Below are 25609 nucleotides of genomic sequence, written 5' to 3' on the forward strand. Positions count from 1 at the left end.
GATGACGACAACCGTTCAGGATCAGGACAAACAAGCGCAGACTTCGAACGCCACGATCGAACGTTCGGCGGCCTACTACCGGCTGAAGGCCGATGTCGAGGACTTCTATTATCGCGAGGCCGATTTGCTCGATGACCGGCGCTTCCGCGACTGGCTCGACCTGCTCGCCGAAGACATCAGCTATTTCATGCCGATCCGGCGCAATGTGAAGTTCGGCCAGCAGGCCGCGCGCGAGAACACCAGACGCGGCGAAGGCATCAGCTGGTTCGACGAGGACAAGTGGACATTGACCAAGCGGGTCGAGCAGATCCTGACCGGCGTGCATTATGCCGAGGAGCCGCTGTCGCGGATTACGCACATGGTCAGCAATGTGCAGATCAAGGGCGCGCGGCCGGATATCGACACCGCCCGCGAGCTCGATGTCACGAGTCGCTTCCTCGTCTACCAGAACCGCGTCGAGTACGAGACCTACATCTTCGTCGGCCGCCGCAACGACACGCTGCGCCTCACCGAGAACGGCTGGAAGATCGCGCGGCGCGAGATATTGCTTGAACAGAACATCCTGCTGGCCAAGAATCTCACTACGTTCTTCTGAGCGAGGCCAAGGAAAGCAAGGAAAGCGATGATTGACGTGACGGCGATCAAGGTGGGGACGCGGCTCAAGTTAGAGGCCGGCGTCGTCGCCGAGGTGGTGGAGAACATGGACGATGGCCAATGGCTGCAGGTGCGCTATCTGGAATCCCCTGCCCGGCCCGGCGACGTCGGCATGGTGGAGCTGTGCCACGCCCAGGATGTCCTCAACGTGCTCAGCGAGTAGCTCCGGCCAACGGATAATCGATCATGCTGCGCTTTGAATACATGCCGAGCGATTTCCATCCGCTGTTCCTGTTCCTCGGCGAAGCCGCCGATCTCGCCGCGCTGGCAAAACTGTTGCGGCGCTTTGCCGAGAGCCCGCAAACCATTGCCGTGGCGGAGCGGATTCCCGGCGCCGTCTCGCGCAACGCGCTGGTGCTGGCGCCGGCCGACGACGAATTCGGCATGCGCGATCTCGGCGGCGGCTTTGCCTGGAAGCTGACGGATTGGCAGGCGCAGCGCATCGCCGAGCGCATCGAGCTGCTGACGCCTGAGGATAACAAGTCCGGCTCGGAAATCGTCGAGATCGGCAGCGAGGGCGAGATTCCGGTCAAGCTGTCGCGCGGCGAATTCACCGACGACTTCCTGATCACGCACAGATAATGGCGGCATAGCGCGTGAGCGAACAACGCACACCAAAGGTCCTGATTGCCGGCGCCGGGATCGGCGGCCTCGTCGCGGGATTGGCGCTGCTGCAGCGAGGCATCGAGGTCGATATCTTCGAGCAAGCGTCCGAGCTGCGCGAGCTCGGTGCCGGCGTCCAGCTCAGCGCCAACGGCACCAGCGTTCTGATTGCGCTCGGCCTCGAACGGGAGATGCAGGCGATCGCCTGCGAGCCCTCCGGCAAGGAGATCAGGCTGTTCAGCACCGGGCGGACCTGGAAGCTGTTCGATCTCGGCGCCTCCTCGCGCGCGATCTATGGCGCACCCTACTGGATGGTGCATCGCGGTGACTTTCACCGCGTGCTGGTCGACGCGTTCAACGCACGCGCGCCTGGCAGGCTGCATCTCGACAGCCGCTGCGCCGCCTTTGACGAGGACGGCGACGGCATATGGCTGCGTCTCGCCAATGGCGCGCGCCACCGCGGCGACGTCGTGGTCGGCGCCGACGGCGTGCACTCCGAAATTCGCCGGCAGATCGGCGGTGACACCAAACCGTTCTTCTCGGGCGTGGCCGCCTGGCGCGGCCTGGTGCCGATGGCACGGCTGCCGGAAAGCCTCAGGCGCGACGTCGGCACCAACTGGGTCGGCCCGGGCGGCCACGTCATCACCTATCCGGTGCGCGGTGGCGAGCTGTTGAACTTCGTCGGCATCTTCGAGGGCGAGAGCTGGTCGGTCGAATCCTGGACCGAACGCGGCACGCGCGAGGCTTGCAGCGGCGCCTTTGCCGGATGGAATGGCGAAATCCACAGCATCATCGACAACCTCGATGTACCCTACAAATGGGCGCTGCTCGGCCGCGATCCGCTCGATCGCTTCGTCGCGGGGCGCGCCTGCGTGCTCGGCGACGCGGCGCATCCGACGCTGCCGTTCCTGGCCCAGGGCGCCAACATGGCGATCGAGGACGGCATGGTGCTGGCGCGCTGCCTCGAACGCTTCCCTCCCGAGGAGGCGCTGCAGCGCTACCAGGCCGCGCGGCTCGCGCGGACCAATACGATCGTGGTGAAGTCGGCCGAGAATGCCAAGCGCTTCCATAATCCGGCGCTCGCCGACGCCGAAGGCGCCGACGCCTATGTCTCGCGCGAATGGCAGCCGGACCGGGTGCGCGAGCGCTATGACTGGCTGTTCACCTACGACGCGCTGAACGTGCCGGTCTGACGGCGTTCCCGCGTCAGTAAGCGCGATGATGCCGTCCGCGATGCGCCCGGCGCTTCGGGGGCGGTTGCGGGGCGAAAAACGGATTCACCGAGCACATTGCGCCACGGCCCGATGCGCTCGCCTGGCACTGCGGGATCGAGGTGAAGCTGCAATCGATGTAGTTTCCGCCGAACCGGCCGCCATAGACATGCATGCACACCGGATAGTTCGGATCGTAGGCCTGCCCGGCGGCAGGTCCGGCAAGCACACCACCAAAAGCGGCGACCGCACATGCGGCGATCGCGAACAGTTTCAGGCGCATCGGTCTCTCCTTGTCGTCCGGAAGGTTTCCACGCAACTGCCGGAGTGTGTCAACAGCACCGGCGAAGCGTCCGCCATACGGGCCGGCACGGGCGAACAATATGCCAGTGCCCGGACGCGCTACTCCGTGCGTTGGCGTTGCCCCTTCTTCGGCGCCGTTTTTGGACCCTTGTAGAAGGGATTGACCGAGCATGTCGCCGATCGCCCGGAGGCCGTTGCCTGGCACTGCGGAAGCGATGTGAAGCTGCAATCGATGTACTCGGGCGTCATCCTGCCCTCATAAACTTCCATGCACACCGGATAGTTCGGATCGTACCTTTGTGCGGCGGCGGGCCCGGCGATGCACACGCCAAGGACCGCGGTGACAAGCGCGGCGGCGACGGTGAATTTCATGCGCATCGCGTTCTCCTCACGCCTGATCCGGAGCGCCGGGCATTATCGCTGGCCGTCTGCCGGCTTGCTGTCGTCTTCGCCGAGACAGCGGATCATGAAGGCCGTCGTGTCCCGCGGCAGCACTTGCGCGGCGCGCGCCTTGAGACGGCATTCGAGCTGCGCGATCTGGCGCGCCCGTTGCCGTTCCGACGGCAGCGTTGATTGCCGCAACCGGCGCAGCGTCATCGGCGAGCCATCCGACTCGAAGCTCAGTTCGTACTTCTTGCCGTTCTGGTCGGTGGCGGCGCAGGTGATGGTGGACACCTGCCGCGTGATGAAGCTTCCGACCTGGCGGCAGGAACCCGTCGACATCTCGACCAGCGGCACCGGCAGGCCGTCGACGCGCGGGCGGTCACTCGACTTCAGCAGCATGCGGTCGACCGCAAGCTCGAACAGATTATCCTGGGTGCGCTCGGTGCTCTCGCCGGAGAACGAGATGATGTGGCTCTTGTCGGCGGGATCGTCGAGCACCACGGTGAATTCGGAACGGCCGCGCAGGGTGTGGAAATAGGCCACCGCCTTGCAACTGTAGCTGCGGCCCGCGACGGTGACATTGCGGCAGGTGCCCGACATCAGCGCATACAGGTCGACATCGTAGACCGGCCCGGCGGCAACAGCGAGCGCAGGCCAGCAGACAATGGCGATCGCAATTAGTTGAGCGAAACGGGAGATCATGCTGAAACGGTCGAAAACGCGGTCGTTGGAGAAGTCCATGGCGCAAAGTCGCTGATTTCCACGGACTGTGCAACGATGAAGCAGGCCTAAATGTGGAGACTCCGCGAACGGTCGGGGAACGGAAGCGCGATCCGTGCTGAAAGGCCGCGGCCCGCGTGCGCCTGGCGTCAGATCTGCGGGCCGGACAGCGTGACCTCGCGCTCGGCGCGGAACACGTTGCTGTAGAGGTTCGCGATCCACTGGCGGCCGCTTGCCGTCATGTTCAGGCAGTTGATGGCGCCCTGGATGTGCGGCGCAACCATATTCCAGTAAAATTGCGGATAGCGGTCGACGATATCGGCCGGCGATTCATAGCCGAGCTGACGGTTGATGCCGACTTCCTCGAACTCGTGATAAAGCGCGTTGGCCTTCCTGATGTAGTTGGGATCGCCGAGCTGTCCGATGAAATCGGCCGCCCGGACGATCGCCGCCTCATCGTCATACTGCTGGCCTTCGGGCGCCGGAAACCGCGTCCCCTCGATGTTGCGCGCGACGCGCTCGCGATCGAGCGGAAGCACGGCCTCGAGTCTATCAAGCACGTACAGCTTGGAGCGGTCGACATGATACGGCATCAGGCCCGCATCCGACGAGCCGCGCGGCAGCACCACCTTCTTGCCGGAGGCATCGATGACGTAGCCGTCCGGCCCATCGCCCTTCAGCAGGCCGCGTACATAGCCGATGTCGTGGGTCAGGCAGGCGATGATCGTGTGGGTGTAGTCCTCGGCGGTGACGTGGGTGTGCAGCGCGCGGCCGCGGATGATGTCGTGCCCGGCCAGCGTGACCAGCATCGTATGTTCGACATTGTGATACAGCGCATCGCTGTTGCCGATGCATTCCAGCGCGATGCGAGCGGCGGCCGGCAGCAGTTCGCCGAAGCGCGCCTGCGAAGCTCCAAAGGTGCGGCTCACATGCGTTGCGAGAAACTTCTCCAAAGCACCTGCCGCCAACTCAGGTAACGTCATCATCGATGCAGCCCCGACCGCGTAACGTCCCTCGCTGGCCCCGATCTCACGTCGTAGTTGGGCGGCAACTATAGCGTATCTGCGCGCGTGCGGCTACGCGCTGGCGGACGCGGTGATTCGCTCCAGCCGTACTTTCCCGGTCTAGCCGGGCGCGACGTCAAGGCTGCTGATAGTGGCATGAACCCTGCATGAGTCGGTACAGACCGGGTTAACCCCACCGATAAAGGCTATCATGCTCGTTACGCTCGTCGCCATCCTCTGCAATTCTCAGCTCTGTATGGAAAAGGTCGTTACCACCAGTGACCAATCCGGCATCACCATGGGGGCCTGCGCAGTGAATGCGCAAATCGGCATCGCCGACTGGCTCGCCAAGGGGCCGTATCACGAATGGCACCTGCAGAGTTACAAGTGCATCATGGGCAAGTACGTACCCAAGAACGAAGTGTGATGTATGCTCACAGCCCCCGAAGGGGCTGATCCACTTCAGTTGCCCGACTGGAACAGCCTGCGGGACCACGCGGCGCAGCTGCGCCTCAAGTCAAAGTCCGTTTTATGGGCTATCACTGTCGTTCACGATGGTGAGACATGAGGTTGCACTGGAATGCCCGCAACGCCGCTGATTGCCTACGCGCATGTCGGCAAGAGTTTTGACGATGGTCGCGTGGTGGCGGTCGACGACGTCTCGCTTGACGTAGCCGAGGGCGAATTCCTGGCTGTTGTCGGCGGCTCGGGCTCGGGCAAGACGACGCTGCTCCGGCTCGCCAACCGGCTGATCGAAGCCGATCGCGGCAACATCGCCGTTGAGGGCGAGGACGTCAGCCGCATCGACCCGATCCTGCTGCGGCGCCGCATCGGCTATGTCTTCCAGAGCGGCGGGCTGTTTCCGCATCTCACCGTCGCCGGCAATATCGGCATCACGCCAAAACTTCTCGGCTGGCCCCAGCCGGAGATCTCGGCCCGGATCGACGAACTGCTCGACCTCGTGCGGCTCGACCGCTCACAATATCGCGACCGTCTGCCGCACGAGCTCTCCGGCGGCCAACGGCAACGCGTCGGCGTCGCGCGTGCGCTGGCTGCGAAGCCGCGCATCGTGCTGATGGACGAGCCGTTCGGCGCGCTCGATCCGCTGACCCGCGACGCGCTCGGCGACGACTATCGAACCCTGCACCGCGAGCTCGGCCTGACCACGGTCATGATCACCCATGACATGACCGAGGCCTTGCTGCTTGCCGATCATGTCGCGGTGATGCGCGGCGGCAGGCTGCTGGCGCTGGGCACGCCGGCTGAGCTCACCGCCAGCACCGACGTCTATGTCGGCGAACTCATGCGCACGCCGCGGCGACAGGCCGAGCGGTTGGGCGCATTGCTGCCGCGGGACGGCGCGGCATGAGCCTGTCAGCCGATCCGCGGTGGAGCGAGGCGCTTGTCCACCTGCCCGATTATCTCGGCAATCATGTGCGGGTCAGCGTCGCCGCGCTGGCGCTCGGACTTCTGATCAGCCTGCCGCTCGCGATCATCGCCCGCAACCGGCCGGTGCTGCGCACCGCCCTGCTTGGGCTTGCCAGCATCGTGCAGACCGTGCCCGGTCTTGCGCTGCTTGCGCTGTTCTATCCGCTGCTGCTGGCGCTCGCCGCGCTGACGGCGGCGTGGCTCGGCTTCAGCTTTTCTGCCTTCGGCTTCCTGCCCGCGGTGCTGGCGCTCGCGCTCTATTCGATGCTGCCGGTGCTGCGCAACACCATCACCGGACTGTCGGGCGTCGACCCCGCCGTGCTGGAGGCCGCCCAGGGCGTCGGCATGACGCCGCGGCAATCGCTCACCATGGTCGAGCTGCCTCTGGCGCTGCCGGTGATAATGGCGGGCATCCGCACCGCCGCGGTGTGGGTGATCGGCACCGCGACACTGTCGACGCCGATCGGCCAGACCAGCCTCGGCAACTATATCTTCGCAGGCCTGCAGACCCAGAACTGGGTATTCGTGCTGTTCGGCTGCTTCGCCGCGGCCGTGCTCGCGCTGGTGGTCGACCAGTTGCTGGCGCTGATCGAGAACGGCCTGCGCAACCGGAGCCGGATCCGGACCGCGCTCGGCGGGCTCGGCATCGCCGCCCTGATCGCGGCAACGCTGGTCCCGGCGATCGCGCGTCCACATGCGCGCTACGTCGTCGGCGCCAAGACCTTCACCGAGCAATATGTGCTGTCGGCATTGATCGCGCAGCGGCTGCAAGCCGCCGGCCTTTCGGCCACGACCCGCGCCGGCCTCGGCTCCAACGTGATCTTCGACGCGCTCGCATCCGGCGATATCGATGTCTACATCGACTATTCCGGCACGCTGTGGGCCAACCAGTTCCACCATACCGATATCAAGCCGCGCGCCGAGCTGCTGGGCGAGCTCAAGACAACGCTGGCGAAGCAGGACATCACGCTGTTCGGCGAGCTCGGCTTCGAGAATGCCTATGCGCTGGTGATGCCGAGGAAGCGCGCCGACCAGCTCGGCATCCACTCAATCGCCGACCTGGCGTCGCGCGCCCCGACGATGTCGATCGCCGGCGACTATGAGTTCTTCTCGCGGCCGGAATGGGCCGGCATCCAGAAGGCCTACGGCCTGACGTTCCGCGGCCAGCGCCAGATGCAGCCGGATTTCATGTACGCCGCCGTTGCCTCCGGCGAGGTCGACGTCATCGCCGGCTACACCAGCGACGGGCTGATCGCGAAATACGACCTGGTCACGCTCTCGGACGACAGGCACGCCATTCCGCCCTATGACGCGATCGTGCTGCTGTCGCCAAAGCGGCGCGACGACGAGGCCTTCAAGGCCGCGCTGCGGCCGCTGCTCGGCAAGATCGGCATCGCCGAGATGCGCGAGGCAAATCTGCGTGCGTCGGGCAATGACGCATCATCGTCGCCCGACGTCGTGGCGCGCTGGCTGTGGGAGAAGATCGGGGGAAAATCGTAGGATCGCTACAGCCCCTTGATGATCCCGGCGTCGATCAACATGCGGTTAAAGCGGCGCGCTTCCGCGCCGTCCTTGCAGGAATAGAACACGCCGTTGCAGCGGAGCATGATGGCCTTCTGCTCCTCGAACGACGGATCGAGCGGAATGCCCGCGGCCTCCTGGATCACCAGCGGCAGATAGGCGGCGTCGATCGTGTCCATCACCGCCGGGCTCTTCACCGGTTCGAAGTTGACGGCGTCGATCGCGTAATATGTCGCGTAGTAGCGCGGATCGTAATCCATCAGCTTCTTGCCGATGCCGGCCTCGTCGAGCTTGGGATCCAGCAGCTGCGGCGAGAACTCCGGCTGATGATCGCCATAGCGCACGATCAGGAACGGCTGCGACGGGAACTTCTTCTTCAGCGCCGCGACGAAGCCGGCGTAGTCAGTCGCGCTCATCGCCTGCCGGCGCAGATATTCGTCGACCGACTGCGTGTTGCCCGGCCGCTTCCATGATGGCAGCAGGTCCGGACGGAACTTGGTCTCCCACGGGAAATGGTTGGCGGCGAGATAGACGAAGGTGAACAGCGGCGTGGTCGATGTCTTCTGCTCCGCCATCAGCTTCAGCGCCTTGTCGTAGAAGAAGCTGTCGGGCTCGACGTCCTTGGCATGCAGATCATGCGCGTCGTAGAACTGCTGGATGCCGGTCGTGGTCTGGAAGTTGCGCGCGCTCATGAAGGCGCCGAACGCCGGATACAGCGAGAGCGTCTCGTAGCCGCAGCGGCGCAGCGCCAGCGGCAGGCCGCGCGCGACCCGGCCGGATGCGATGCGGGTGACGAAATAGGAGAACCGGCCGAACGAGCGCGACGACAATCCCGCCAGCACGTTGTACTCGGTGAACCAGCTCGGCCCGCCATTGCTCTCGGCGAGGAATTTGCGCTCGACGCCGTCATAGGACTTGAACTGGCTGCCATAGCCCGGCGGCACCTTGATGCCGGAGGCGGCACGGATGTCGAAGCTCGATTCATCATGGATCATGATGATGTTCGGCCGTCGCCCGGCGGGATGGCAGGCGTCGACCAGCGGCACCTTGAGCTGCTCGCTCGCGGTTGGATCCGACTCCATGAAGCCGTAGGCGACGAAGTCGGACACCGCGGTCACGCCGGAGCGCGCGAATTTCGACAGATAGCCGTCGTCGTAATAGCCGCGCCAGGCTTCATCGGGCCAGGCGAAGGCATAGCCGGAGAGCGCCGCGGTGCAGGCCAGGCAGGCGGCCGCGGCCGGCAGGCGGCGGATGCGGAACGGATCGAGCCACCACAACGCGTACATCAAAGGCAGCGTGACGAGGCCGGCGCCGATCGACCAGCGCAGGTTCGGAAAAATCGTGAGCAGGAACGCCGCGGTGTCGCGATCGATCACCATCAGGTCGACGAAGTTCGCGGTCATCTGCACCACGTCGTGCTTGAACCGCGACAGCAGCACCAGCACCACGACCAGCGTCAGCGACAGCGCGCCAGACAGCGCCGGCCGGCGCAGCAGCGCGATGAACAGGAAGTTGAGAATTCCCCAGGTGAGCAGGAAGCAGAGCCGCGAGCCGAAATCGGTCTCGGTCCGCAGCATCACGATCAGCGCGCCGAGATGCGGCGCGGCGACCGCCATCAACCGCCAGATGCCGAGCGCGGCGAGACCGCCGGCGAGCGCGGCAACGGAAGAGTTTTGCTGAGGCGCGGGCGCCATGGGCGGGACGCAATACAACCCGGCGCAATGGCACGGCCTTGGCTGGCAATGGCCAGGAGGCACACCGCACAGCCGGTGTCTGCGCCGTGTCACAAAATCGTAATTGAATCGTCATGAACGCGCAATGAATTTGCCCGCCCCGGAGTGCCGCAGCAGGCAACGCGCCTTAGACCTTGGCCGCAGGCGCCGCGCTCCCCGCGATGCCCGCAATGAAGAGATCGACGATGTCAGCGGCCATCTGTTCGACCTCCGTTTCGCCGACGCCCCAGCGCGGCAAGTGACCGTCGATGCGCATCCGCGCAAAGCCATAGACCAGCGCGCGGCCGGCGATCTGGACCTGCTTCAGATCGCGCGCGGCGAGCTGACCGGCCGCAAATGCCTCGGCCAGCGTGCGCTCGGTCAAGCCGATCAGCTCGGCATTGTCGCTGGAGACGCCGGCCGAGCGGTCGTGGTCGAAGAAGCGGCGGCTCGAGATGATCTCGAAATGGGTCGGGTTCTTCATCGCCCAGCGCAGATAGGCGATCCCGAGGCAGCGGAAGCGGCCGAGCGGATCGTCCGGCGGCGTCTCGGCCAGCGCGGCCCCGATCTCGGCGCGGAAGCGGCGCTGCGCCTCCTCCGCCACGGCCTTCATCAGGGCGTCTCGGCTCGGGAAATGCCGGAACGGTGCCCCCGGCGAGACCCCGGCCCGGCGGGCGGCCTCGCGCACGCTGACCGCCTCCGGCCCGCCCTCGCCGACCAGTTGCATGGCGGCATCGATCAGGACCCGGCGGAGGTCGCCGTGGTGGTAGGGCTTGGCCGCCGGCGCCCGCGCTGGACGCGGCTTGGACGACCGGCGTCCGGCAGGCTGGCTGCTGGGGGATCTCTTGGCGGGACGGCGCATGGCGCACCTCTAGCATCACCCGCTTGTGAATGTAAGCACCGATTACACAGATTGACCTGCCGCACCCGCGATATGTAACTGGTGATTACATCAACAGCGGGAGGCGGGATATGGCGACGGGTCGAAACTGGTTCGAAGGCTGGCGGCTGTTCGGCCTGCTCACGCTGACCCTGATCGGGCTTTCGATCTGGATCGCCGCGATGCGGCAGTTCGAGGTCGAGGGCGTGCGGATGGTGATCCGCTTCACGGCGCGGACCTCGCTGCTGTTGTTCTGCCTCGCCTTCTCGGCCGCCGCGCTGGCGCGGCTCTGGCCGAACGCCTGGACGCACTGGCAGCGCCGCAATCGCCGTTACCTCGGCGTCACCTTCGCGGCCTCACACGCCATCCATGCGGTCGCGATCGCCGCGTTCGCGGTGCTCGATCCGGCAGGCTTCGCGGCCGCGACCTCGGTGGTGTCGTACGTCTTCGGCGGCATCGGCTATGTCGTCATCATCGCGCTGACCGCGACCTCTTTCGATCGCACGGCTGCGATGCTGAGCCCGCGCGCCTGGCTCACGCTGCACCTGGTCGGCGGCTATTATCTGCTGCTGCAGTTCATGGTCTCGTTCGGCAAGCGGATTCCGGAGATGCCGCTTTACGCGCTGTTCCTGGTGCCGCTTGCCGTCGTGTTCGCGCTCAGGATGATCAGCATGGCCGCGCGGCCCGCGCCACGCCGGGCGCCGGCGAACTGAGGCACGACCGGATCAGGTCCCCTCACACAAGGTGAAACTGGCGGCCAAGCCGGCGATGCACCGACAGCACCGCGCGATCGACGTCGCTGATCAAGCTGTCGCCGAGCACGACGTTCGGAATCTCCCAATTGCGCCCGATCTGCGCATCGGGCAGCGCGGCGACCGCCGGCACGCGCGCGGTCTCGCAGCCGGGCTGGGCGCGCAGCGCGTCCTCCGCGAGCTGGGTCAGTTCGTCCTGGCTTTTTCCGTCGGTCATGATCGCGGTCGTGACACCGGAACATGGCTCACTGATGGCCAAGATTCTCCAGTTCCTTGGCCCGGGTCTCGGTCATGCTGCGCATGCATTCGCCGGCATCGAGGCGGGCGATGGTGCCCTCGCCGAGGTCGTAATACAGGCAATTGGCGTCACGGTACTGGATCCACAGCCGTTGCGCGGTGCGGAGCTGTTCGCGCTGCTTGTCGCCGGCGGCATCCTTCAGCGCCTGCTGATAGGCGACGTTCATCCGTTTGTCCCACTGCGCGGTCTTGGCCTTCAGGCATTCGACCATCTGGTAGGTGTTGCCGTCGCAGGACGGCTCGGGATCACCCTGGTCGCCGGCATGAGCCGCCGCTGCGAGGGCGGTGACGAACACGGCCGTGAGCAGAGGCCTTAGCTTAAACACCGTTTTCATGCCGCCGTCCCTTTCCGATCGAACCCCGCCATCGAACCATACATTAGTGCCGCTGCAGCGTATCCCGTTCACCCCCGACCGCGCCGTGCAACCGCTAGCCTTCCCGATCCGCGCAGGATATTTCATGGATGTGGAGGGACCATGCGGCGCGCGGTGACGCCTGCGATCGTTCTGGCCGTGTTCGGTCTGCTCGTCGGCGGACTGTTTCGCTACGCCTTCGATGAATCCGACGAGGCCTCGGTCGCGAACTATTCGCGCAGCGCCCTCGAGGGCGCCGCCATCTCCCTGATCGTCTGGGCGTCGCATCTCTATCTGGTCGCGCGCGGCGGCTGGCTGCGGCGGCGGCCGCTCATTGTCGAGTTGATCGGCCGCTCCGTGATCCTGGCCGCCATCGTCGCAGTCGCCGCGATCGTGCTGGAGATCGTTCTGTACGGGCATGGGCTCGAGGCGAAGTGGATTCGCGACACCTTCCTGAAGATCATCGGCGTCGGCCTCTTGATGTCGATCCCGATCACGACGATCTACGAGTTGGTCCGGATGATCGGCGGTCGGACGCTGCTCAATGTCGTGCTCGGGCGCTACCGCCGACCGGTGCGCGAGGAGCGCGTGCTGCTGTTTCTCGACCTGGTCGGCTCGACGTCGCTGGCGGAGGCGATGGGCGAACTGCGCGTGCAGGAGCTCTTGACGCGCTTCTTCTTCGACATCGACGACGCGATCGTGGCGCATGGCGGCGAGGTGCATGCCTATGTCGGCGACGAGGTCATCGTGACATGGCCGGCCGGTGCGGACGAGACATCGCGGCGCTATCTCGACTGCGTGTTCGCGATCGAGGACCGCTTGGCTAGGCGGGCCGATCACTATCGCAAGGAGTTCGGCGTGGTGCCCGCATTTCGGGCCGGAATGCATGCCGGTCCGGTCGTGATCGGCGAATGCGGGGACTCGCGGCGGCAGATCGCCTATTTCGGCGACACCGTGAACGTCACGGCGCGGCTGCAGGCGCATTGCAAGGAGGCCGGCCGGCCGCTGCTGATCTCGGGCGAGTTGCTTCGCCTGCTGCCTTCGGAACAGGATTTCGTCATCGAGCCGCTCGGCTGGACGCAATTGCGCGGGCGCGCCGCATCGATCGACATCTTTGCCGTCGCGCGGCGTGCGTCGTCCTAAATAATCTCTTAATGCGCATTAGAGCGCTTTCGAGCGAAGTGGGCACCGGTTCGCGTGAAGAAAACGCGTCATAACAAGAAGCCAGAGCTTCGGTTCTGATTCAATCAGAACCGAAGCTCTAGCTCCGACGGCTCCGTCGAAAGCGTAAATTGCATCGTGTCCGGTCGCGCCCTGTTAAGGATGCGATGCACCCGTATTTGCACCGGGTTCCACCTTAACGCACGTGTAAGACCGCGCCCTGCATGGTGCAGATCAGGTGTCATTCAACAAAAACAAGGTTGCCCATCGATGGCGCAACAGGCGTCACAATCGATTATTGCCGAACTCGAAGATGCGGTCAGGGACGGGACATCCGCCAAGCGCGTGCAGACGCTGCGGCAGGTCACCGATCTGTTCCTGAACGACGGCGACCGCCTCAACGATGAACAGGTCAAGGTGTTCGACGACGTGCTCTGCCTGCTCGTCGCGCGCGTAGAGACGCGGGCGCGGGCCGAGCTCAGCAAGCGGCTCGCACCGCTCGACTACGCGCCGTTTGAGGTGATTCAGCACCTCGCCTGGGACGACGACATCGGCGTCGCGGTCGACGTACTGACCCACTCCAGCCGCCTCTCAAGCGACGCACTGCGCGAGATCGCGAGCAGCAAGGGACAGGATCATCTGTTCGCGATCTCGGCGCGGGAAAACCTGCCCGCCTCCGTCACCGACGTGATCATCGACCGCGGCGAAGACAGAGTGATCCGGCGGCTCGCCAACAACGCCGGCGCGCAGTTCTCGGACAACGGCTATTCCTCGATCGTCGCCCGCGCCGCAGGCGATGACGAGCTGGTCGAGATCCTCGGGCTGCGCATCGACATTCCAGCCAAGCTGCTGCGCGACCTGCTGCAGCGCGCCAAGGATACGGTGCGCGCCCGCCTGCTCGCGATCGCGTCGCCCAAGGCGCGCGAGAAATCAGCCAGGTGCTGAACGACATCGCGCAGGAAGAGGCCGCTGCTCCGCGCCGCAACTACGGCATCGCCGAAGAGCTGGTCAAGCTGATGAAGCAGCTGAACGAGCTCGATGACGCGGCCGTCTACAAGTTCGCCGAATCCGGCAAGTTCGACGAGGTCACGGTCGCGCTCGCCGTGCTCAACGACATGCCGATCGCGATGATCGAACGCCTGATGCTCGGGCTGCGCTCTGACCTGATCCTGATCCCGTGCCGTTCGGCACGGCTGAACTGGCCGACGGTCGAAAGCATCCTGCGCAAGCGGCCGCTGCCGCATTCGATCGACAACGCAACGCTCGAGATCGCACAGCGCGATTACCGGCGGCTGTCGCTGGAGACCGCACAGCGCACCGTGCGGTTCTGGCAGCTGCACAACAGGATCGAGAAGCAGCCGATCGCGGCGGGTTAACTGCCGCTACGTCGTCGTGACAACGAAAAAGGGTGGGCAACGCGTTTGCCCACCCTTTTTGATTTGATGCGTAGGGTGGGTTAGCCGAAGGCGTAACCCACCATGCCGAGGCGAAGCAGCGGCGGGTTACGCTTCGCTAACCCGCCCTAAGTTCGCGTCCAGCGCTTAGTTCTTGGTCTTGTCGACCAGCGCGCCCTTCTTGATCCAGGGCATCATGTCGCGCAGCTTGGCGCCGACTTCCTCGATCGGGTGCTGGGCGAGCTTGGCGCGGGTCGCCTTGAACGAGGTCTGGTTGACCTTGTTCTCCAGCATCCAGTCGCGGGCGAACTTGCCGCCCTGGATGTCGGCGAGCACGCGCTTCATCTCCGCCTTGGTCTCGGCCGTGACGATGCGCGGACCGGTGACGTACTCGCCATATTCGGCGGTGTTGGAGATCGAGTAGTTCATGTTGGCGATACCGCCTTCATAGATCAGGTCGACGATCAGCTTCACTTCGTGCAGGCACTCGAAATAGGCCATCTCGGGCGCGTAGCCGGCCTCGACCAGCGTCTCGTAGCCGCCCTTGATCAGCTCGACCAGGCCGCCGCAGAGCACCACCTGCTCGCCGAACAGGTCGGTCTCGCACTCTTCCTTGAAGGTGGTCTCGATGATGCCGGCGCGGCCGCCGCCGATCGCCGAGGCGTAGCTGAGGCCGAGGTCATGGGCATTGCCCGAGGAATCCTTGGCGATCGCGATCAGGCAGGGCACGCCGCCGCCGCGCTGATATTCCGAGCGCACGGTGTGGCCGGGGCCCTTCGGCGCGATCATCAGCACGTCGAGGTCGGCGCGCGGATCGAGCAGGTTGAAGTGCACGTTGAGGCCGTGGGCGAACACGAGCGCCGCGCCCTTCTTCATGTTGTCGTGCAGGTGCTCGCGATAGATGTCGCCCTGCAGCTCGTCCGGGGTCAGCATCATCACGAGGTCGGCCCACTTGGCGGCCTCGGCGACTTCCATCACCTTGAAGCCGGCGGCTTCCGCCTTCTTGGCCGAGGCCGAGCCCTTGCGCAACGCAATGGCGACTTCCTTGACGCCGGAATCCTTCAGGTTCAGCGCGTGGGCGTGGCCCTGGCTGCCATAGCCGACGATAACAACCTTTTTGCCCTTGATCAGGTTCAGGTCGGCATCGCGATCGTAGTAAACTCGCATCGTGGTTTCCTCGTTTGAAGGGGGCCAAAATCGGCCGATGAATCAGGCTTTCGGAAGGTCAGAACCGCCGGGCGCCCGCGAATTTCCGGCGTTGTCTAGAGCATTTTCCCCCTCAGGGGAAACCCCCATCTCGCATGGCGCGGTGCGGCATCATGCGTCCATGAAGACCGGGTAGAGCGAGGCCAACAGCAGGATGGCCATGACGACGTTGAAGGCACGGATCGCCCGGGGCGAGGTCAGGATCGGCCGCAGCGCGGTGCCGAACAAGGCCCAGACGATGCAGGACACCGTCCCCAGGATCAGGCTCAGGCCGACCTGGATCGCGATGTTCCACGGAAAGGCAGCGATCGCCGCATAGGCCGTGATGGTGCCGATCACCATCACCCAGCCCTTGGCATTGATCCACTGGAACATGGCCGCGCCCCAGAACGTCATCGGGCCGCGGCCGCCCTTGTCGTCCTTGTCCGCCGAGGGCGGCTCGGCCATGGCGATGACGGCGGCGAGATAGACCACGTAGGCCACGCCGCCATATTTCAGGATCGTCTGCAGCACCGGATAGGCGATGAAGACCGCCCCTAACCCGACCCCGACCGCCCCGACCATGAAGGCGAAGCCGACCGTGATGCCGACGATGTGCGGCACGGTGCGGCGGAAGCCATAGGTCAGCCCCGACGACAGCAGCATGATGTTGTTGGGGCCCGGCGTGAAGAACATCACGACCGCGAACACGACAAAGGCGAACAGCAGCGAATTCGACATTGTGCCCTCACGCGACTTTCGGCAGAGTTTTTGGCCGTTTCGACAGCAGCATCACGGCGATGCCGGCGATGACAGTGACCATGCCGGCCAGCCGCAGCGGCCCGAACTTCTCGCCGAACACGACGCTGGAGGCGGCGGAGCCGACGAACGGCACCAGCAGCGCGAACGGCACCACCTGCGCCGCCGGATAATCCCGCAGCAGCCGGCCCCAAAGCCAATAGGCGATGCTGGTGGAAATGGCGCCGACAAACAGCATCGAGACAATGCCGGCCGGCGACAGATGCGACAGCGACTGCCAGATCGGCTTCGCGCCCAGCGTCAGCAGCGACAGGCCGAACAACGGGACCGCCGCGCACAGGCACAGCCATGCGAACAGATCGAACATCCGCGCGCCCTGCGCCGGCCGCAGCAGCAGGTTTCCGATTGCGAACGAGACCGGCGAGATCATCAGGATGGCAAAGGCGGTGACGCTGAAATCGTAGCCGACGGTGCCGCAGATCATCAGCAGGCCGATCGCGGCGATGGCGATGCCGACGGTCTGCGGCCGCGACGGCAATTCGCCGAACAGCAGCGCGGCAAAGCCGATGGTGAACAGCGCCTGGCTCTGCACGATCACGCTGGTGAGCCCGACCGGCACGCCATGGGCGATTGCGATCGACTGCGCAAGGAATTGGCCGAGGAACAAGGTGAGGCTGATTCCGATCAGGAGCGGCCACGAGACCTGGCGCGGCTTGCGCAGCAACAGGCACGGCAGGGCCGCGATGCCGAAGCGCAGCGCCGTCATCAATTCGGGCGGCAGCTCATCGAGCGCGATCCGGCTTGCCACGAACGCAAGTCCCCAGATCACCGCGACCATGACGGCGATGCCAACATCGGCCGGCTTCATTGTTGTTCTTCTTTTGCTTCCGTTACGGTCGGGATCTAGATTTGTTGGTCCGGCATCGGTTTGCGCAGCAGGTAGGTACCGTGCAGCGGCGCGTGGTAATCGACGGAGACCAGCGTGAAACCGGTCTCGGTCAGCATGCGCTCCATCACCCAGCCGAAGGTCGAGTATTCGTCGCGCATGTGGGTGATCACGCTTTCGCGCTCGAAATCGTGATTCTTGATCGAGAAATCGGCCCACCCTTCGACATCGCGATCGACGCCGTCGGGCATGCTGACGAACACCATGTCGCGCAGATAGAAGTTCGCGCCGGGCTTCAGGGCGTTGAAGATCCGCGACAGCGCCACCGCCTTCCAAAAGTCGGGCAAATGATGCAGCGTGAACTCGCTGACGATCAGGTCGTAGGAATTCGGCTGATATGCGAACGACAGCAGGCCGGCCGGCTGGGTCCGGATCTTCGCCTTGCGGTCGCGCGCATAGATTTCGGCGAGCCCGATCATCGCGGGCGAGATGTCGATGGCGTCGACCTCGGCGCCCAGCAGCGCCGCCTCGGTCGCCAGCACCCCGTTGCCGCAGCCGATATCGGCGATCCGCCAGCCCGGCTTGGCGCCGAGCATGGTCAGCGCCTGACGGGCACGGACGTCGCTGTCCTCGCTGACGTCATAGATCGAGGCCACCGCGGTATCGAGACCGACCTGCCGCCGTTGGGTGTAGTACCAGTCGCGCGCCAGCATGATTCACATCCCTTCCGGCCCGCGCGTGATCGCGGCCACCCCGGTTCGTGACACCTCGACCAGCCCCAGCGGGCGCATCAGGTCGATGAACTGACTGATCTTGGACGAGTTGCCCGTGATCTCGAACACGAAGCTCTCGGTCGTGGCATCGATCACCCGGGCGCGGAACGCGTCCGCCAGCCGCAGCGCCTCGACGCGGTGATCGCCACCGCCCCTCACCTTGACCATCGCAAGTTCGCGCTCGATCGAGCTGCCGGTCAGCGTCATGTCGACGACGCGGTAGACCGGGATCATGCGGTCGAGTTGATGCTTGATCTGCTGGATCACCATCGGCGTACCCGTGGTGACGATCGTGATCCGCGAGAGGTGCTTCTGGCTCTCGGTCTCCGAGACGGTAAGGCTCTCGATGTTGTAGCCGCGGCCGGAGAACAGCCCGATCACGCGCGCGAGCACGCCGGGCTCGTTCTGCACGAGCACCGACAGCGTGTGCGTCTCGTTGGGATCGTGGCGCTCTTCGAGGAAGTAGGCGGATGCGGGCTGGTTCATGGTCGTCCCCTTACATGCTTTTCACGCCACCGCCCGCTGGGCGGCCGGCGCGGCATCCGTCCCGATCCAGGTCCGGAACAGATCGAAATCGATATTGCCGCCGCTCAGGATCAGGCCGACCCGCTTGCCGGCGAGCCTGGTCTTTTCCTGCAGCGCAGCCGCAAGCGCCGCAGCACCTGCGCCCTCGGCGAGATTATGGGTGTCGGTCCAGTAGGCGCGGATCGCCTGCCCGACCTCGTCGTCGGTGACCTGCACGATGCGGGATGCGCCCTTGCGGATCAGGGCGAACGCGTCCGCGTCCGGAATCCGCGTCGCCATGCCGTCGGCAAGGGTGTTGCTGGTCTCGGTGGTCACGATCTTTCCGGCCGCAAGCGACAGCGCATAGGACGGCGCCTCGGTCGACTGCACGCCGACGATCTCGGTCTTCAGCCCGAGCAGGTCGCGCGCCATGATGCAGCCCGAGATGCCGGAGCCCTGCCCGATCGGCACGTAGAGAATGTCGAGGTCGGGCGCGGTGCGGAACAGTTCGAGCGCATAGGTCGCAACGCCGAGCACCAGGTCCGGGTGGAACGACGGCACCATGTGCAGGCCGGCGAACTGAGCGCGGCGCTCGGCCTCTTCCCGCGCCGCCTGAAAATCCTCGCCGTGCTCGACCAGTTCGGCGCCAAACGCGTGCATGGCGCGGTTCTTCTCGACCGAGTTGCCACGCGGCACATAGATTGTCGCCGGCACGCCGTGACGGCCCGCGGCAAAGGCCAGGCTCTGACCATGATTGCCGCGCGTCGCCGAGATGATGCCGGGCACATCGGGCCGCTCGCGCTTCAGACGTTCGAGATAGACCAGCCCGCCGCGCACCTTGAAGGCGCCGGTCGGGGTGTGGTTCTCATGCTTGACCACGACCTCGGCGCCGAGCCGCTCGGCCAGCAGCGGCCAGGCATGCGCCGGCGTCGCCGGCACCGCGGTGCCGACGATCCTGTGCGCGCGCTCGAGCTCGTTGAGGTCAAACATGATCCGTCCTCACCTCACACCAGCGCCTTGCCACCCGCGAAGGCCCTCGCGGTGGCCTCATCGGTGGCTTCTTCCGGCAGCAGCATCTCGTTATGCGCCTTGCCCGACGGGATCATCGGGAAGCAGTTCTCCAGCGCGGCGACGCGGCAGTCGAACAGCACCGGACGCTTGATCGAGATCATCTCCTTGATCGCGCCGTCGAGATCGGAAGGCTTGGTCGCCTGCAGGCCGACGCAGCCATAAGCGTCGGCGAGCTTGACGAAGTCCGGCAGCGCCTCCGAGTACGAATGCGACAGACGGTTGCCGTGCAATAGCTGCTGCCACTGCCGCACCATGCCCATGTACTGGTTGTTCAGGATGAAGATCTTGATCGGCAGCTCGAACTGGACCGCCGTCGACATCTCCTGGATCGTCATCTGCACCGAAGCGTCGCCGGCGATGTCGATCACCAGGCTGTCCGGATGCGCCACCTGGACGCCGACCGCGGCCGGCAGGCCGTAGCCCATGGTGCCGAGACCGCCGGAGGTCATCCAGCGGTGCGGCTCCTCGAAGCCGAAGAACTGCGCGGCCCACATCTGGTGCTGACCGACTTCGGTCGTGATGTAGGTGTCCTTGCCGCGGGTCAGCTCGAACAGGCGCTGGATCGCATATTGCGGCAGGATGATATCGTTGTTCTTCTTGTAGGACAGCGACTTGCGCGCGCGCCATTGCGCGATCTGCTGCCACCACGCCTTGATGTCGGGCTTTTTGGCTTCCGCCTTGAACACCTGCAGCAAGTCGCCGAGTATGTTACCGGCGTCGCCGATGATCGGCACGTCGACGCGGATGTTCTTGTTGATCGAGGATGGGTCGATGTCGATGTGGATCTTCTTCGAGCCCGGCGAGAACGCGTCGGTGCGGCCGGTGATGCGGTCGTCGAAGCGCGCGCCGACGCACAGCATGACGTCGCAATCATGCATGGTCATGTTGGCTTCGTAGGTGCCGTGCATGCCGAGCATGCCGAGCCAGTTCGGCCCCGACGCCGGATAGGCGCCCAGCCCCATCAGGGTCGAGGTGATCGGGAAGCCGGTCGCCTCCACCAGCTGGCGCAGCAGTTGCGAGGCCTCGGAGCCCGAATTGATCACGCCGCCGCCGGAATAGATCACCGGACGTTTGGCATTGGCGAGCAGCGCCACCGCCTTGCGGATCTGGGTCGCGTCGCCCTTCACGCGCGGCGTGTAGGAGATGTGCACGTCCGACTTGCGCGGCGGATGATAGGTGCCGGTCGCGAACTGCACGTCCTTCGGCACGTCGACCACGACCGGGCCGGGCCGGCCGGTGGTGGCGACGTAGAAGGCCTCGTGCAGCACCTTGGCGAGGTCGTTGACATCGCGCACCAGCCAGTTGTGCTTGGTGCAGGGCCGCGTGATGCCGACCGTGTCGCACTCCTGGAAGGCGTCGTTACCGATCAGATGGGTCGGCACCTGGCCGGTGATGCAGACCAGCGGGATCGAATCCATCAGCGCATCGGTCAGCGGCGTCACCATGTTGGTGGCGCCGGGACCCGACGTCACCAGCACCACGCCGGGTTTGCCGGTCGAGCGCGCATAGCCCTCGGCGGCATGGCCGGCGCCCTGCTCATGGCGGACCAGGATGTGCTCGACCTCGCTCTGCTGGAAAATCTCGTCATAGATCGGAAGCACCGCACCGCCGGGATAGCCGAAGACATGCTGCACGCCGTGATCGATGAGCGCGCGCACGATCATCGCGGCGCCGGTCATCTGATTTGGATCGTGGCTCTTGTCGGTCATGGTTCGCTCCGGATGCGCTTGTTTTTGCGCGGCTTTTGTCAGTTCTCGTCAGTTCGGTTTCGGGCAATAAAAAGGGGCCCCAGAGGCCCCATGCACACCGCCCGAATTTGGATGGCCGCTAGCCATCCCCGGCGGTGTGCCTGGGTACGACGGCGATAAGGAGTTTGGTAATAATGTTGCGCACGATATGACCCAGTCTTCCCAAAGGTTGCGCGAACATAGCGGCCAAAGCCCGAATGTCAAGGCAAGGCAGGCACTTTCGCGATTTTTGGAGTGTAACGGGGTTCCAGCCATTCGGCGAGCATTTTTGCGCGGCGCAATGCGCATGGCAGACGGGCGCGCGCCGCCACGGGCCCGGCGGAGCGGGCTCCATCCGGGCTACGAGGTCCGCTCTTGCAGCCATTCCTTCGCCGCCTCGGGCGCCACCCATTCGAACTCGGGGAGCTGGTGGCGGAACCAGGTGAACTGGCGCTTGGCGTAATGGCGGGTGTCGGCGCGGCCGATCTCGGCGGCCTCCTCCCGGCTGATCTCCCCCTTCAGGTGCCGGATCAGCCCCGGAACGCCGTGCGCCTTCATGGCCGGCAGCAGCGGATCAAGCCCGCGCGCCGCCAATGCGGCGACCTCGTCGAGCGCACCGGCATCGAGCATCGCGCCGAACCGCGCGTCGATCCGCGCATAAAGCCAATCTCGCTCCGGCGCGAGAAACACCGCGTGGAATTGGCCCGGCGGCAGCAGCGGCGGCAGGCCCTCGCGATGCCAGTCCGGCAGCGGGCGGCCGGTGGCCTCGACGACCTCGAGCGCGCGCGCGATGCGGGTGCGGTCGCGCGGCTTCAGCCGCTCGGCCGACACCGGGTCGCGCTCGGCAAGCTCGGCATGCAGCACCTCGACGCCGTGCTGCTCCAGCCTGGCGCGGACGCCGTCGCGCACCTCGGCCGGGATCGGCGGTACCGCCGACAGCCCGCGCGTCAGCGCCTTGAAATACAGGCCTGAGCCACCGATGAAGATCGGCAGGCGTTTGTCCGCACGGGCCTCGCCGAGCACCCTGGCCGCGTCAGTCACCCAGGCGCCGGCGGAGAAATTCACGCCGGCGTCGACATGGCCGTAGAGCTGATGCGGAACCAGCGCCTCCTCGCCCGCCGTCGGCCGCGCGGTGATGATTCTCAGATCGCGATAGACCTGCATGGAGTCGGTGTTGATCACGACCCCGCCGGTGCGCTGCGCGAGCGCGAGCGCCAGGGCCGACTTGCCGCTGGCGGTCGGCCCTGCGATAAGCACTGCCTTGTCCAACAATCCCGAATGCGCCTGCATGTCCCTCGTTGCCACGCTGATCTGCAATCCTGCAAGCCCCGCGCTCGACTCCACCATCGTCGACGGTGCGCGGGCCGTGCTGCCCTCACCCGGCCCGGCGCAGTGGCTGTTCAACGAAGTCGCCGTCGACATTCCCTTCGAGAGCCAGGACGCCGGCAGGGACGACATCAAGGCGATCGAGCAGCGCCTGCGCCGGGCCCGCAGCGACCTGCCGATCGACGTTGTCGTGCAGCCTCGGATCGGCCGGCGCAAGAAGCTTTTTCTGGCCGACATGGATTCCACCATGATCGGCCAGGAGTGCATCGACGAGCTCGCCGACTTCGCCGGGCTGAAAGCCCATGTCGCTGACATCACCGAGCGGGCGATGCGCGGCGAGATCGAGTTCGAGTCGGCGCTGCGGGAGCGCGTCGCACTGCTCAAGGGCCTGCCGGTCAGCGTGGTCGACGAGGTGCTGGACAAGCGCATCACGCTGACCCCGGGCGGTCGCGACCTCGTCATGACCATGCGCGCACACGGCGCCTATAGCTGCCTGATCTCGGGTGGCTTCACCCTGTTCACCAGCGTGGTCGCGGCGAAGGTCGGATTCCAGGAGAACCGCGCCAACCAGCTGCAGGTCGAGAACGGCAAGCTGACCGGCGAAGTGGTCGAGCCGATCCTCGGCGGCGCAACCAAGCTCGCCACCCTGATCGAGCTCACGGAATCGTTCGACCTCGACGATATCGACACGCTGGCGGTGGGCGACGGCGCCAACGATCTCGGCATGATCCAGGCCGCAGGCCTCGGCGTCGCCTATCACGCCAAGCCGGCGGTCGCAGCCGCAGCCGCAGTGCGGATCGACCACGGCGATCTCACCGCGCTGTTGTACGCGCAGGGCTATCGGCGGGATGAGTTCGTGGAGGGGTGATCCTTGGCGTCGTCCCGGCCGAGTGCGCGCTTGCGCACGGAGCCGGGACCCATAACCACCGATGCCGGCTATCTAGAAAAGCCGTTGCCCACTTCCTCAACAAGAGCGGCCGCGGCGTACTGGATCCCCCGCTTTCGCGGGGGATGACAGAATCAGGCGTCAGCGCGCGCCGTTACTGCACGCCGAGCGCGACGAAGCGCAGTTCGCCGTCGCCGTTCGAGACCAGCAGCAGCACGGACTTTTTGCCGTCCTTCTTCAGCTGGTCGACGCGCTTCTTGATGTCGGCGGCGCTCGCCACCGCCTCCTGCGCCACCTCGACGATGACGTCGCCGGCCGACAGCCGCTTCTCGGCGGCGTCGGAATTGCCGTCAACGCCGGTGACGACGACGCCCTTCACGCTGTCCTTGATCTTGTACTTGGTACGCAGGTCCTTGCTCAGCGCCGCGAGGTCGAGACCGAGCGCCTTCTGGGTCACCGGCTTCTCGGCGGTGTCGTCCTTCGACTTGGCGTTGACCTGCTGAACCTTGTCATTGTCCTCGAGCCGGCCGAGCGTGACCTTGCGGGTCTCCTCATTGCCCTTGCGGATGATGACGACGTCGACTTCCTTGCCGACCGCGGTGTCGGCGACGATGCGCGACAGATCCTTCGGGTCCTTGACGTCCTTGCCGTCGAACTTGACGACGACGTCGCCGGGCTCGATGCCGGCCGGCTTGGCCGGGCCCTTGTCGTCGACGCCGGCGACCAGCGCGCCACGCGCCGGCTTGATGTTGAGGCTGTCGGCGATCTCGTCGGTGACCTGCTGGATGCGCACGCCGAGCCAGCCACGGCGCAATTCGCCGAACTTCTGCAACTGGTCGACGACGCCGGCCACCGTCTTCGACGGCACGGCGAAACCGAGACCGATCGAACCGCCGGTCGGGGAGATGATCAGCGTGTTGACGCCGATCACCTCGCCTTCGAGGTTGAACAGCGGACCGCCGGAATTGCCGCGATTGATGGCGGCGTCGGTCTGGATGTAGCTGTCATACGGCCCCTGGCTGATGTCGCGGTTCTTGGCCGAGACGATGCCCGCGGTCACGGTGCCGCCGAGGCTGAACGGGTTGCCGATCGCGACCACCCAGTCGCCGAGACGGATCTTGTCGCTGTCGCCGAACTTGACCGCGACGAGCGGCTTCGGCGGCTTGAACTTGAGGACCGCAAGGTCGGTCTTCTTGTCGACGCCGACCAACTCGGCCTTGATCTTGGTGCCGTCGTTGAGGATGACGTTGATCTCGTCGGCGTCGGCGATGACATGGTTGTTGGTGACGACGATACCCGCGGTATCGACGATGAAGCCCGAGCCGAGCGAGTTGGTCTTGCGCGGCTGGAACTCGCCGCTCTTGTCGCCGCCCTTGCCGGGCGGCCCGCGGCGGTTCTTGAAGAAGTCGTCGAAGAATTCCTCGAACGGCGAGCCCGGCGGCAGCTGCGGCATCGCGCCGCCGCCTTTGTTGGCCTCGATCGTCTGCGACGTCGAGATATTGACGACCGCGTCGATCACCTTCTCGGCGATGTCGGCGATGCCGTCTGGACCACGCGCGAACGCCGGCACAGAGCTCAGCATGCTCGCAGCACCGATCGAGATCGCGGCTCCCACCATGCGGAGGCGACGGCTCAGGGCTGGTCTGGCAGCGGTCATGTCGGAAGTTCTCCAAGCAATCGGGTTCGAAATCAGCTGGTTACAGAGTGCGCCCGAACGGGCGGGCGGCGCAAGCATCTCAGCCGGATATTTCGGCGAAAAACCGGCCGCAAGAGGCTCACGATTATGTTCATTCCGGCACGATCGGCGCGACGGAACATGCAACGCTCAGCGTCGCACCGCCCAGATCAGAACCAGGCCTGCGACCGCCGAACCGATGCCGACGATACGCAGCAAATTGTCGGGTGTCGCCAGCGCACTCTTCATCGCCCGGCGCATCCAGGCGGGACTTGCCGCGAACAAGATGCCTTCGAGCACGAACAGGATTCCCAGACCGATGAGGAAGTCGCCGAACGCTATGGACTTCATCGGATGGCAGCCTCCCGCTCGATGCTTGTTGTTGTTTGAGTGGCGGCGACGCGTTGTCCGCATCGCCACCAAATCATGATGTTCACGCA

General features: G+C 65.3%; 30 protein-coding genes. 12 read left to right on the forward strand and 18 right to left on the reverse strand.

What is annotated here, in order from left to right:
* The first annotated feature begins 1 nt into the window (after position 1).
* The 4 genes from WDM24_RS30325 to WDM24_RS30340 are packed head-to-tail and all read left to right on the forward strand — an operon-like array spanning position 2 to position 2450.
* Positions 2 to 595: a 3-phenylpropionate/cinnamic acid dioxygenase subunit beta gene (locus WDM24_RS30325; RefSeq protein WP_175619488.1), complete on the forward strand. Its 594-nt coding sequence runs from the start codon at positions 2 to 4 to the stop codon at positions 593 to 595.
* Between the two features lie 27 nt (positions 596 to 622).
* Positions 623 to 817: a hypothetical protein gene (locus tag WDM24_RS30330; RefSeq protein WP_166305049.1), complete on the forward strand. Its 195-nt coding sequence runs from the start codon at positions 623 to 625 to the stop codon at positions 815 to 817.
* Positions 818 to 840: 23 nt separating this feature from the next.
* The gene (locus tag WDM24_RS30335; RefSeq protein WP_166305046.1) at positions 841 to 1236 is read left to right on the forward strand and encodes a hypothetical protein; all 396 of its coding nucleotides are present in this window, start codon (positions 841 to 843) and stop codon (positions 1234 to 1236) included.
* A 14-nt stretch (positions 1237 to 1250) separates the two neighbouring features.
* Positions 1251 to 2450 (forward strand): FAD-dependent monooxygenase, encoded by a 1200-nt coding sequence (locus WDM24_RS30340; protein ID WP_338828385.1) that lies wholly within the window; start codon positions 1251 to 1253, stop codon positions 2448 to 2450.
* A 13-nt stretch (positions 2451 to 2463) separates the two neighbouring features.
* Here the strand turns inward: WDM24_RS30340 and WDM24_RS30345 are convergent, their stop codons facing one another.
* From WDM24_RS30345 to WDM24_RS30360, 4 genes are all read right to left on the reverse strand, one after another.
* Positions 2464 to 2751 carry a DUF3551 domain-containing protein gene (locus WDM24_RS30345; RefSeq protein ID WP_166305040.1) on the reverse strand — a complete coding sequence of 96 codons (288 nt, stop codon included), beginning with the start codon at positions 2749 to 2751 and terminating at the stop codon, positions 2464 to 2466.
* Between the two features lie 119 nt (positions 2752 to 2870).
* Positions 2871 to 3149, reverse strand: a complete 279-nt coding sequence (locus WDM24_RS30350) for a DUF3551 domain-containing protein (RefSeq protein ID WP_338691204.1) — start codon at positions 3147 to 3149, stop codon at positions 2871 to 2873.
* 36 nt (positions 3150 to 3185) lie between these two features.
* Positions 3186 to 3896, reverse strand: a complete 711-nt coding sequence (locus tag WDM24_RS30355; RefSeq protein ID WP_224741783.1) for a hypothetical protein — start codon at positions 3894 to 3896, stop codon at positions 3186 to 3188.
* A 128-nt stretch (positions 3897 to 4024) separates the two neighbouring features.
* Positions 4025 to 4861 carry a hypothetical protein gene (locus WDM24_RS30360; RefSeq protein WP_029078817.1) on the reverse strand — a complete coding sequence of 279 codons (837 nt, stop codon included), beginning with the start codon at positions 4859 to 4861 and terminating at the stop codon, positions 4025 to 4027.
* 229 nt (positions 4862 to 5090) lie between these two features.
* Here WDM24_RS30360 and WDM24_RS30365 point away from each other — a divergent pair, with 229 nt between their 5' ends.
* From WDM24_RS30365 to WDM24_RS30375, 3 genes are all read left to right on the forward strand, one after another.
* Positions 5091 to 5306, forward strand: coding sequence for a hypothetical protein (locus tag WDM24_RS30365; protein WP_166215098.1), 216 nt, complete (start codon positions 5091 to 5093; stop codon positions 5304 to 5306).
* A 153-nt stretch (positions 5307 to 5459) separates the two neighbouring features.
* Positions 5460 to 6248, forward strand: coding sequence for an ATP-binding cassette domain-containing protein (locus WDM24_RS30370; protein ID WP_338828386.1), 789 nt, complete (start codon positions 5460 to 5462; stop codon positions 6246 to 6248).
* Positions 6245 to 7807 (forward strand): ABC transporter permease/substrate-binding protein, encoded by a 1563-nt coding sequence (locus tag WDM24_RS30375; RefSeq protein WP_338828387.1) that lies wholly within the window; start codon positions 6245 to 6247, stop codon positions 7805 to 7807. The genes WDM24_RS30370 and WDM24_RS30375 overlap by 4 nt, the downstream gene beginning before the upstream one ends.
* 5 nt (positions 7808 to 7812) lie before the next feature.
* On the opposite strand, the gene WDM24_RS30380 is transcribed toward WDM24_RS30375, so the two are convergent.
* Together WDM24_RS30380 and WDM24_RS30385 are read right to left on the reverse strand one after the other, a co-directional pair.
* Positions 7813 to 9522: a sulfatase-like hydrolase/transferase gene (locus WDM24_RS30380; protein WP_338828388.1), complete on the reverse strand. Its 1710-nt coding sequence runs from the start codon at positions 9520 to 9522 to the stop codon at positions 7813 to 7815.
* Positions 9523 to 9688: 166 nt separating this feature from the next.
* Entirely contained in the window at positions 9689 to 10402 is a 714-nt protein-coding gene (locus tag WDM24_RS30385; RefSeq protein ID WP_338691210.1) for a TetR/AcrR family transcriptional regulator, read from the reverse strand.
* A gap of 110 nt (positions 10403 to 10512) precedes the next feature.
* Here WDM24_RS30385 and WDM24_RS30390 point away from each other — a divergent pair, with 110 nt between their 5' ends.
* A complete protein-coding gene (locus WDM24_RS30390; protein WP_338828389.1) occupies positions 10513 to 11133 on the forward strand; it encodes a hypothetical protein in 621 nt (206 codons plus the stop codon).
* A 22-nt stretch (positions 11134 to 11155) separates the two neighbouring features.
* On the opposite strand, the gene WDM24_RS30395 is transcribed toward WDM24_RS30390, so the two are convergent.
* The gene (locus tag WDM24_RS30395; protein WP_166305020.1) at positions 11156 to 11389 is read right to left on the reverse strand and encodes a hypothetical protein; all 234 of its coding nucleotides are present in this window, start codon (positions 11387 to 11389) and stop codon (positions 11156 to 11158) included.
* A gap of 28 nt (positions 11390 to 11417) precedes the next feature.
* Complete coding sequence (locus WDM24_RS30400; RefSeq protein ID WP_338691212.1) at positions 11418 to 11804, reverse strand: lysozyme inhibitor LprI family protein; 387 nt, start codon at positions 11802 to 11804, stop codon at positions 11418 to 11420.
* A 141-nt stretch (positions 11805 to 11945) separates the two neighbouring features.
* Here WDM24_RS30400 and WDM24_RS30405 point away from each other — a divergent pair, with 141 nt between their 5' ends.
* From WDM24_RS30405 to WDM24_RS30415, 3 genes are all read left to right on the forward strand, one after another.
* Positions 11946 to 12965 carry an adenylate/guanylate cyclase domain-containing protein gene (locus WDM24_RS30405; protein ID WP_338828390.1) on the forward strand — a complete coding sequence of 340 codons (1020 nt, stop codon included), beginning with the start codon at positions 11946 to 11948 and terminating at the stop codon, positions 12963 to 12965.
* A gap of 288 nt (positions 12966 to 13253) precedes the next feature.
* Entirely contained in the window at positions 13254 to 13928 is a 675-nt protein-coding gene (locus WDM24_RS30410; RefSeq protein ID WP_338828391.1) for a DUF2336 domain-containing protein, read from the forward strand.
* Complete coding sequence (locus WDM24_RS30415) at positions 13922 to 14359, forward strand: DUF2336 domain-containing protein (RefSeq protein WP_338828392.1); 438 nt, start codon at positions 13922 to 13924, stop codon at positions 14357 to 14359. Before WDM24_RS30410 ends, WDM24_RS30415 begins: the two co-directional genes overlap by 7 nt.
* A gap of 165 nt (positions 14360 to 14524) precedes the next feature.
* Here WDM24_RS30415 and ilvC read toward each other — a convergent pair whose 3' ends face one another.
* From ilvC to miaA, 8 genes are all read right to left on the reverse strand, one after another.
* Positions 14525 to 15544 (reverse strand): ketol-acid reductoisomerase, encoded by a 1020-nt coding sequence (gene ilvC / locus WDM24_RS30420; protein WP_029078826.1) that lies wholly within the window; start codon positions 15542 to 15544, stop codon positions 14525 to 14527.
* A gap of 150 nt (positions 15545 to 15694) precedes the next feature.
* Positions 15695 to 16303 carry a LysE family translocator gene (locus WDM24_RS30425; protein ID WP_338828393.1) on the reverse strand — a complete coding sequence of 203 codons (609 nt, stop codon included), beginning with the start codon at positions 16301 to 16303 and terminating at the stop codon, positions 15695 to 15697.
* A gap of 7 nt (positions 16304 to 16310) precedes the next feature.
* Positions 16311 to 17189 (reverse strand): EamA family transporter, encoded by an 879-nt coding sequence (locus WDM24_RS30430; RefSeq protein ID WP_338691221.1) that lies wholly within the window; start codon positions 17187 to 17189, stop codon positions 16311 to 16313.
* Positions 17190 to 17224: 35 nt separating this feature from the next.
* Positions 17225 to 17920, reverse strand: a complete 696-nt coding sequence (locus WDM24_RS30435) for a class I SAM-dependent methyltransferase (protein ID WP_166215076.1) — start codon at positions 17918 to 17920, stop codon at positions 17225 to 17227.
* A gap of 3 nt (positions 17921 to 17923) precedes the next feature.
* The gene (gene ilvN / locus WDM24_RS30440; protein WP_016841057.1) at positions 17924 to 18466 is read right to left on the reverse strand and encodes an acetolactate synthase small subunit; all 543 of its coding nucleotides are present in this window, start codon (positions 18464 to 18466) and stop codon (positions 17924 to 17926) included.
* Positions 18467 to 18487: 21 nt separating this feature from the next.
* Positions 18488 to 19474, reverse strand: coding sequence for a threonine dehydratase (locus WDM24_RS30445; protein ID WP_338691229.1), 987 nt, complete (start codon positions 19472 to 19474; stop codon positions 18488 to 18490).
* A 14-nt stretch (positions 19475 to 19488) separates the two neighbouring features.
* Complete coding sequence (locus WDM24_RS30450) at positions 19489 to 21264, reverse strand: acetolactate synthase 3 large subunit (protein ID WP_338691230.1); 1776 nt, start codon at positions 21262 to 21264, stop codon at positions 19489 to 19491.
* Positions 21265 to 21642: 378 nt separating this feature from the next.
* Positions 21643 to 22572, reverse strand: a complete 930-nt coding sequence (miaA, locus tag WDM24_RS30455) for a tRNA (adenosine(37)-N6)-dimethylallyltransferase MiaA (protein WP_338691236.1) — start codon at positions 22570 to 22572, stop codon at positions 21643 to 21645.
* Here miaA and serB point away from each other — a divergent pair.
* Positions 22571 to 23476 carry a phosphoserine phosphatase SerB gene (gene serB, locus WDM24_RS30460; RefSeq protein ID WP_338828394.1) on the forward strand — a complete coding sequence of 302 codons (906 nt, stop codon included), beginning with the start codon at positions 22571 to 22573 and terminating at the stop codon, positions 23474 to 23476. The two genes, miaA and serB, sit on opposite strands and share 2 nt — an antisense overlap.
* Before the next feature lie 172 nt (positions 23477 to 23648).
* Here the strand turns inward: serB and WDM24_RS30465 are convergent, their stop codons facing one another.
* Positions 23649 to 25151, reverse strand: coding sequence for a Do family serine endopeptidase (locus tag WDM24_RS30465; RefSeq protein WP_166304997.1), 1503 nt, complete (start codon positions 25149 to 25151; stop codon positions 23649 to 23651).
* Between the two features lie 168 nt (positions 25152 to 25319).
* Positions 25320 to 25520 (reverse strand): DUF2065 domain-containing protein, encoded by a 201-nt coding sequence (locus WDM24_RS30470; RefSeq protein ID WP_029078835.1) that lies wholly within the window; start codon positions 25518 to 25520, stop codon positions 25320 to 25322.
* Positions 25521 to 25609: the final 89 nt, after the last annotated feature.

Origin of the sequence: Bradyrhizobium sp. 27S5 (genome assembly GCF_037217225.1) — a bacterium.
Taxonomy (GTDB): domain Bacteria; phylum Pseudomonadota; class Alphaproteobacteria; order Rhizobiales; family Xanthobacteraceae; genus Bradyrhizobium; species Bradyrhizobium septentrionale.

Excerpts from the sequence above, each read along its gene's own strand:
- WDM24_RS30325 (WP_175619488.1), top strand. The coding sequence starts at position 2 with ATGACGACAACCGTTCAGGATCAGGACAAACAAGCGCAGACTTCGAAC.
- WDM24_RS30330 (WP_166305049.1), top strand. The coding sequence starts at position 623 with ATGATTGACGTGACGGCGATCAAGGTGGGGACGCGGCTCAAGTTAGAG.
- WDM24_RS30335 (WP_166305046.1), top strand. The coding sequence starts at position 841 with ATGCTGCGCTTTGAATACATGCCGAGCGATTTCCATCCGCTGTTCCTG.
- WDM24_RS30345 (WP_166305040.1), bottom strand. The coding sequence starts at position 2,751 with ATGCGCCTGAAACTGTTCGCGATCGCCGCATGTGCGGTCGCCGCTTTT.
- WDM24_RS30350 (WP_338691204.1), bottom strand. The coding sequence starts at position 3,149 with ATGCGCATGAAATTCACCGTCGCCGCCGCGCTTGTCACCGCGGTCCTT.
- WDM24_RS30355 (WP_224741783.1), bottom strand. The coding sequence starts at position 3,896 with ATGGACTTCTCCAACGACCGCGTTTTCGACCGTTTCAGCATGATCTCC.
- WDM24_RS30360 (WP_029078817.1), bottom strand. The coding sequence starts at position 4,861 with ATGATGACGTTACCTGAGTTGGCGGCAGGTGCTTTGGAGAAGTTTCTC.
- WDM24_RS30365 (WP_166215098.1), top strand. The coding sequence starts at position 5,091 with ATGCTCGTTACGCTCGTCGCCATCCTCTGCAATTCTCAGCTCTGTATG.
- WDM24_RS30370 (WP_338828386.1), top strand. The coding sequence starts at position 5,460 with ATGCCCGCAACGCCGCTGATTGCCTACGCGCATGTCGGCAAGAGTTTT.
- WDM24_RS30375 (WP_338828387.1), top strand. The coding sequence starts at position 6,245 with ATGAGCCTGTCAGCCGATCCGCGGTGGAGCGAGGCGCTTGTCCACCTG.
- WDM24_RS30380 (WP_338828388.1), bottom strand. The coding sequence starts at position 9,522 with ATGGCGCCCGCGCCTCAGCAAAACTCTTCCGTTGCCGCGCTCGCCGGC.
- WDM24_RS30385 (WP_338691210.1), bottom strand. The coding sequence starts at position 10,402 with ATGCGCCGTCCCGCCAAGAGATCCCCCAGCAGCCAGCCTGCCGGACGC.
- WDM24_RS30390 (WP_338828389.1), top strand. The coding sequence starts at position 10,513 with ATGGCGACGGGTCGAAACTGGTTCGAAGGCTGGCGGCTGTTCGGCCTG.
- WDM24_RS30395 (WP_166305020.1), bottom strand. The coding sequence starts at position 11,389 with ATGACCGACGGAAAAAGCCAGGACGAACTGACCCAGCTCGCGGAGGAC.
- WDM24_RS30400 (WP_338691212.1), bottom strand. The coding sequence starts at position 11,804 with ATGAAAACGGTGTTTAAGCTAAGGCCTCTGCTCACGGCCGTGTTCGTC.
- WDM24_RS30405 (WP_338828390.1), top strand. The coding sequence starts at position 11,946 with ATGCGGCGCGCGGTGACGCCTGCGATCGTTCTGGCCGTGTTCGGTCTG.
- WDM24_RS30410 (WP_338828391.1), top strand. The coding sequence starts at position 13,254 with ATGGCGCAACAGGCGTCACAATCGATTATTGCCGAACTCGAAGATGCG.
- ilvC (WP_029078826.1), bottom strand. The coding sequence starts at position 15,544 with ATGCGAGTTTACTACGATCGCGATGCCGACCTGAACCTGATCAAGGGC.
- WDM24_RS30425 (WP_338828393.1), bottom strand. The coding sequence starts at position 16,303 with ATGTCGAATTCGCTGCTGTTCGCCTTTGTCGTGTTCGCGGTCGTGATG.
- WDM24_RS30430 (WP_338691221.1), bottom strand. The coding sequence starts at position 17,189 with ATGAAGCCGGCCGATGTTGGCATCGCCGTCATGGTCGCGGTGATCTGG.
- WDM24_RS30435 (WP_166215076.1), bottom strand. The coding sequence starts at position 17,920 with ATGCTGGCGCGCGACTGGTACTACACCCAACGGCGGCAGGTCGGTCTC.
- ilvN (WP_016841057.1), bottom strand. The coding sequence starts at position 18,466 with ATGAACCAGCCCGCATCCGCCTACTTCCTCGAAGAGCGCCACGATCCC.
- WDM24_RS30445 (WP_338691229.1), bottom strand. The coding sequence starts at position 19,474 with ATGTTTGACCTCAACGAGCTCGAGCGCGCGCACAGGATCGTCGGCACC.
- WDM24_RS30450 (WP_338691230.1), bottom strand. The coding sequence starts at position 21,264 with ATGACCGACAAGAGCCACGATCCAAATCAGATGACCGGCGCCGCGATG.
- serB (WP_338828394.1), top strand. The coding sequence starts at position 22,571 with ATGTCCCTCGTTGCCACGCTGATCTGCAATCCTGCAAGCCCCGCGCTC.
- miaA (WP_338691236.1), bottom strand. The coding sequence starts at position 22,572 with ATGCAGGCGCATTCGGGATTGTTGGACAAGGCAGTGCTTATCGCAGGG.
- WDM24_RS30465 (WP_166304997.1), bottom strand. The coding sequence starts at position 25,151 with ATGACCGCTGCCAGACCAGCCCTGAGCCGTCGCCTCCGCATGGTGGGA.
- WDM24_RS30470 (WP_029078835.1), bottom strand. The coding sequence starts at position 25,520 with ATGAAGTCCATAGCGTTCGGCGACTTCCTCATCGGTCTGGGAATCCTG.